This window comes from Alsobacter soli (assembly GCF_003004785.1).
GTDB lineage: Bacteria > Pseudomonadota > Alphaproteobacteria > Rhizobiales > Beijerinckiaceae > Alsobacter > Alsobacter soli.
Genome location: NZ_PVZS01000058.1, coordinates 1 through 6,343, shown reverse-complemented (window position 1 = coordinate 6,343; position 6,343 = coordinate 1). Strand labels below are relative to the sequence as shown.

Here is a 6,343-nt window from a genome sequence, read left to right as displayed (position 1 = left end):
ACCGTGTCGATCCCGGCGCCGCCGACCAGCGTGTCCGCCCCCGCGCCGCCGATCAGCGTGTCGGCGCCGGCGCCGCCCGTGAGGACGTTGGCGGTTGCATCGCCCTTCAGCCAGTTGGCAGCCGTCGCCGAACCGGTCACGTTTTCGATGCCGACCAGCACGTCGCCTTGCGCGTCGCCGCCCGTTTGGCTCGCAGCGCCCAGGTCGACGCTGACGCCGGCCGAAGAGGCCGCGTAATCGGCCGTGTCGACCCCTGCGCCGCCCACCAGGGTGTCCGCCCCCGCGCCGCCACTGAGGGTATCCTGGCCAGCGCCGCCCGTGAGCACGTTGGCGTTGGCGTCGCCGGTCAGCTTGCTGGCGCCCGTTGCCGAGCCGACCACATTCTCGATCCCGGACAGGATGTCGCCGGCCGCGTCGCCCCCTGATTGGGAGGTGGCCAGCCGAAGGTCGACAGTCACGCCGGCCGCGGAACCCGCATAATCGGCCGTGTCGACGCCGCCGGCGCCCAGCAGGGTATCCGCGCCGGCGGCGCCCACGAGGGTATCGTTCCCGGCGCCGCCGGTCAGAACGTTGGCTCCGCCGTCGCCTTTCAGCCAGTTGGCGCCGATGGCCGACCCGACCACGTTCTCGACTCCAGAGAGCACGTCGCCTGAGGCGTCGCCGCCGGATTGGGCGCCGGCGGACGTCAGGTCGACCGTGACCCCGCGCATGGAGGAGAGGTAGGACGCCGTATCGACGCCGCTGCCGCCGAGAATCGAGTCCGCGCCGGCGCCGCCGGTCAGGATGTCGTCGCCTGCGCCGCCGTCGAGCGTGTCGGCCCCGGAGCCGCCAATGAGAGTGTCCGCCCCGGCTCCGCCCTGGAGCAGGTTGGCCGCGTCGGACCAGCTGCCGTTGACGATCGAGCCGGCCGATCCCGTTTGGGTAAGGGATGGGTTGCGACCGATTGCGTCGGCGAGGGCGTTCGGGCCGTCGAAGGTGTAGAGGGCGATCTGGCCGGTCGGGACCGTGGCGGCGCCGTTCGAAGCAAGCGACGCGACTTCGGCGGCCGACAGCGCGCGGTTGTAGAGCGCGACGTCGTCGTAGCTCGCGGTCAAGGCCACCAGGCCGTTCCCGTCCATGACGTTGATGCCGAGTTCGCTGGTCGCCGAATCTTTGTAAACGCCGGTGAAAATTCGGCTTCCGACCGCCACGCCATCGACATAAATCGTGCCCAACAGGCCCGAGGTCATGGTCGCAGTGATGGTGTGCCAGGCTCCGTCGCGAATGTCGGAGCTCGGAGACGCGACAAGCTCGTCGTTCGTCTGTCCCAACCTGATCTGGCCGTTGAGCAGGCCAACGGTGATGTTGCCGTCAGTGCCGCCGGCGCCCAGGATCCCGACCATTCCGTATGGGGATTGCAGATCCGTGGTCTGGAACCGAAAGGAAACCGTGTAGGCCTTGCCGGCTCCTGTCCCGAATGGGTCGGATCCCAGGCTGGCCTTGAGCGCCTGACTTCCGGCCGCGCCCGTCGTCCACGCGCCGTCGCCGGCCGCCAGCAGGTCCGCCCCGGCGCCGCCCGTGAGGATGTTCCCATTGCGGTCGCCGAACAGCCTGTTCGCGGCCGTCGCCGAGCCGACGACGTTCTCCATGCCGGACAGGACGTCGCCCGCGGCGTCGCCGCCGGACTGGGCGGCCGACGAGGCCAGGTTGACGGTCACGCCCGCCGCAGAGCTTCCATAGTCGACGGTGTCGACGCCTGCGCCGCCGGCCAGCGTGTCGGCGCCGGCGCCGCCGATGACCGTGTCGTTCCCCGCGCCGCCCGTGAGGACGTTGGCGTTGGCGTCGCCGGTGAGCCTGTTGGCGCTCGTCGCCGAGCCGATGAGGTTCTCGATGCCGTTCAGACGGTCGCCCTGGGCGTCGCCGCCGGACTGACTTGCGGCGGTGAGGTCCACCGTGACGCCGGCGATCGAGGCCGTGTAGTCCGCCGTGTCCGACCCCGCCCCGCCGATCAGGGTGTCCGCGCCGGCTCCGCCCGCCAGGGTGTCGTCGCCCGCTCCGCCGTCGATGGAGTCGTCTCCAGCGCCCCCGCTGAGCAGGTCCCCCAGCAGGCCGCCATAGATGTCGTTGGCGCTGGCGTCGCCGGCGATCCTGTTGGCGTCGTTCGTGGCGCCATACACACGCTCGATGCCGGAGAGCACGTCGCCCTGGGCGTCGCCGCCGGCCTGGGTCGCGGCCGTGAGATCCACGGTGACGCCGGCGGCGGACGTGCGGTAATCCGCCGTGTCGATCCCCGCGCCGCCGGTCATCGTGTCCGCGCCCGCGCCGCCAACCAGAGTGTCGGCGCCGGCGCCGCCCGCGAGCATGTTGGCGCCCGGGTCGCCCTTCAGCCAGTTGGCGCCCGCAGCCGAGCCCAGGACGTTCTCGACGCCGAGCAGCACGTCCCCTTGCGCATCGCCGCCGGACTGGCCCCCGGTGGACGTCAGATCCACCGTGACGCCGGCCGCGGACCCCGAGTAGTCGACGAGGTCGGTCCCGGCGCCGCCCGCCAGCGTGTCCGCGCCGGCGCCGCCGATCAGGGTGTCGGCCGCGGCGCCCCCGGTGAGAACATTGTTCCCGCTGTCGCCCTTCAGCCAGTTGGCGCCCGTGGCCGAGCCGGTCACGTTCTCGACGCCGGACAGGACGTCGCCGGCCGCGTCGCCGCCCGACTGGGATCCCGCGCGAGTCAGGTCGACGCTGACCCCCTCGGTTGAGCTCGCATAATCGACGAGGTCGGTCCCCGACCCGCCTGAGAGCGTATCCGCGCCGGAGCCGCCGATCAGCGTGTCGTCGCCCGCCCCGCCGGAGAGGGCGTTGGCCACCGAGTCGCCGACGAGGGAATCGGCGCCCGAGCCGCCCACGAGGTTCTCGATGCCCGAGATCAGGTCGACGTCGCTTCCGGCCGCCACCGTGACGGTGACCTGGCCGGCGCTGTTGAGCGCGACCGTGAGCGCGTTGGCCGTGTAGCTGTAATCCACCGTGTCGGAGCCGCCGGCGCCCACCAGGGTGTCGTTCCCCAGCCCGCCCGAGAGCGTGTCGTTCCCGGCCCCGCCGGTCAGGACGTTGGCGTTGGCGTCGCCGCTCAGGCTGTTCGCGACTCGGGCGGACCCGGTGACATTCTCGATGTTGGTGAGGACGTCGCCCTGCGCGTCGCCGCCGGACTGGGCGCCCGTCCGCTGCAGGTCAACGGTGACCCCGGCCGCAGAAGCGGAGTAGTCGGCGAGGTCCGTTCCGGCGCCGCCGTCGATCGTGTCGGCCCCAGCGCCGCCGACGATGACATTTCCGCCCGCGTCGCCCGTCAGCTTGTCGCCATAGGCCGAGCCGGTCAGGTTTTCGAAGCCGTCGATGACGTCACCGCGCGCGAAGCCTCCAGCCGCCAAGCGCGTTTCGAGGTTGACGGTGACCGCGCTCTGGGAGCGCTCGTAGGAGAGCGTGTCGACGCCCGCCCCGCCGTGCAGGGTGTCGGCGCCTGCGCCGGACAGGACCGTGTCCGCCCCGTCCCCGGCGTCCAGGGACGCGCCGGGCGGGTTGGCCCACAGGACCATCATTTTCTCGTTCGTGCTGGGATTGGTGAACGAGGCGTCGCTTTCGGTATTCACAAACCGGACGCCCACTTCCTGGGTGGCCGTCGCGAGCGCCGTTTCGCCCGACCCGCTGCGGATCTGAAGGGCGAATGCGAGCGAGAACCGGGCCAGGAAGCCGTTGGCGTCGGGCGCGGCGCCGTCGGCGGGGATCGGGTAGCTCAGGTCCAGCGCCAGGTGGTTCGGATCCTTGGCGTCCAGGAGGATCTCGTACTGGCCGGGGCCCCGCTGGACCGCGTTGGTGATGGCGTATCCGTCGGGGAGGCCGGAGACGGTGGCCGAGGTGGCCGTCCAGCCCGCGGCGGGCAGCCGGAAGTTGATGTCCAGCTTGCGGGCGGAATGCGCCGTTCCGGCGAGATCCGCGCTGTCGACGTCGATGAACTCGGCCCGCGCGGTGGCGGCGAGCATGCGTGGAGCGCTCTGGACCGCAAAGGCCGGATTCTCGCCCGAACCCGGGCCGCCCGTGGCGCCGAGGATCGTGTCCGGGCCCGTGGCGGACGCCTTCGTGACCGTGTCGGGGAAGTTGAGCAGGTTGAATTCGAGGGTCGCGTGCGGCTTGCCCTCGTCAGTTCCCGGGCGCGGGGCGACCGGTGGAGTCGTGACGCCGCCGGAGGTCACCAGGCGCACCAGGGTGTCCGGCGCCTCCGCCCGCGTCAGTCCAAGCCCGGCGCCTGCGGTCTGCGGAGGCGTGACAGGGGAGTCGCCGTCGCCCTCATGCCGCACGATGCGCATGATGGGGGCGGGAGGGACGCCTTCCGAATCGGCGGTGTGTTCCTGCTTGGGGGCCTCGCCCTCCGGGCGATCGTCGCTCGCCCGCAGCAGCGGCTCGAGCGGCGCGAGCCTCAGTTCGCTGACGAGCGACACTAAGGTTTCAGGCGCAACCTGGGCGCCCGCGAAGGTGATGTGAGGCGGGTGAGCGCCCACGGCGCTCAGGCCCAGGTTGGGCAGGATGATCTTGGCGCCGTCGGGGAAGGTGAGGATCAGGTCGACGTCGAGGGCGACGACGGTGGCCTCCTGGAGGGTGAAGCCGAAGGCCAGCCTGCCCGAGCGTTCGGTCTCCACCACCAGCACCGCGCCGGGGGCGGGGCGGGCGATCACCTGCACGGCTTCAGTCGCGGGGTTCCTCAGGGCGCCCGTTTCTTCGGACTGCGCCTGGGCCTTGCTCTCGGACTTGGTGGTGGTCGCCATGCCGCTGCTCACACATATGATTGAGCAAGCAATAGGCTTTCATGTGTCAATAAATGGCTAACCAGCAGGTTGAATTCCGGAGCGCTGCGTTGTGAGAAGGTGACCTCGCCGGGGGGCGAAGTCACCTCCGGTTGTTCAGGCTCTCTAGACTTCCAGAAGTTGCGGGAACGGGACGATGGTGGACTTCACCGTGCGCATGGCCATGGCGTCGGCGATGGCGCGGGAGACGCCGTCCTGGTCGAAGGGGTACAGGGTCTGCATGTCGTACCAGGGATAGCGATCCCGGGCCTGCCAGAGCATCTGGACGCCGAGCGCGAGGTCGTTCGCCGTGAAGGCCCAGGAGCCCATGATGGTGATGTCCTTGGCGACGAAGCGGTGCCAGTTCGTCTCGATCGAGCCCGCGTCCGTGAACTGGCCCATCTCGATGAAGAACCCGGAGTCGCGCAGGAACTCGATGCCTTCCGGCCCCGCGGTCGGGTGGCCGGTGCAGTCCATCACCACGTCCGCGCCCCTCGGGCCGCAGAGTTCGCGCACGCGCGCGATGCGCTCCGCGGGCGTGCGCGCCTGCGTGATGTCCACGGTCGCGTCCGCGCCGAAGCGGCGCGCGAGCGCCAGGCGCGGCTCCTCGGGCGCGCCCACGCAGACGATGCGCCCGGCGCCCATCTCGCGCGCGGCCGCGATCGCGAGAATCCCGATCGGCCCCGACCCCTGGATCACGACCGTGTCGCCCCACTTGAAGCCGCCCATGCGCTGGGCGCGGGCGAAGCCGCGGATGGTGGAGGTGATCGGCTCGGCCAGGGCGCCGAGCCGCAGCGGCATGGCGTCGGGGAGCTTGTAGATCTTGGTGCCGGGCAGCATCTCCAGGTCCACATAGACATATTCGGCCCAGCCGCCCCAGAGGTGTGGCGACTTCTCGAAGCCGAGGTAGCGCCCGTAGTAGACGGGGGTCTGGCAGCGGTTGGCGTGCTCCGGGTAGTGCTTGCAATAGTAGCATTCCCCGCAGGGCATGAAGGGCGGGATCATGATCTTCGAGCCCACCGCGATGGGCAGATCCATCCAGTCGGTCGCCAGATCTGCGCCCTTCTCGACAATCACGCCCGAGATCTCGTGGCCGAGCGTGAAGGGCCACGGCAGCGGCTTGGGCCAGTGACCCTTCAGGATGTGGAGATCGGTGCCGCAGACGCCGCAGGCGCCGATCTGGATCAGCGCGGCCTTGCGGCCCACCTTTGGCCAGGGGACCTCCCGGATGACGGGCTCTGCGCCCGGGCCATCGAACGTGGCGACGCGAATGGATTTCATGATTTCCTCCCTTGCCGGGCGCTTGCTGGGCCCCATCCCGTGTTTCCGGGCCGTTGTCCGGCCTCGACCCAATCCTGCGGCCTTCGCCCGTGTCTGTTCAATCAGCATTCGCCCGCCGACCTGAGCTGGGGACGAGCTCTCTGCAGGCGGTGGAAGGAAGCTGACCTCGTCCCGGGGGGCGGCCGGGGCGCCCTTCTGGCGCGCCGCGGCGAGAAAGGGAGATGACGTTTCTCCAGCATTTCCCTGGGCTGGGCCTGTGG

The 6,343-nt window shown here is 70.5% G+C and carries 2 protein-coding genes; both read right to left on the bottom strand.

The features are described from left to right. Positions 1 to 4,784: beta strand repeat-containing protein (locus tag SLNSH_RS24760; RefSeq protein WP_425353030.1), on the bottom strand; the 4,784-nt coding region annotated here is incomplete at its 3' end. 144 nt (positions 4,785 to 4,928) lie between these two features. Next, positions 4,929 to 6,083 carry a zinc-binding dehydrogenase gene (locus SLNSH_RS23930; RefSeq protein ID WP_106340777.1) on the bottom strand — a complete coding sequence of 385 codons (1,155 nt, stop codon included), beginning with the start codon at positions 6,081 to 6,083 and terminating at the stop codon, positions 4,929 to 4,931. Positions 6,084 to 6,343: the final 260 nt, after the last annotated feature.

What these genes read in the sequence shown, in the direction of transcription:
- SLNSH_RS23930 (WP_106340777.1), bottom strand. Translation starts at nt 6,083, where the DNA reads ATGAAATCCATTCGCGTCGCCACGTTCGATGGCCCGGGCGCAGAGCCC.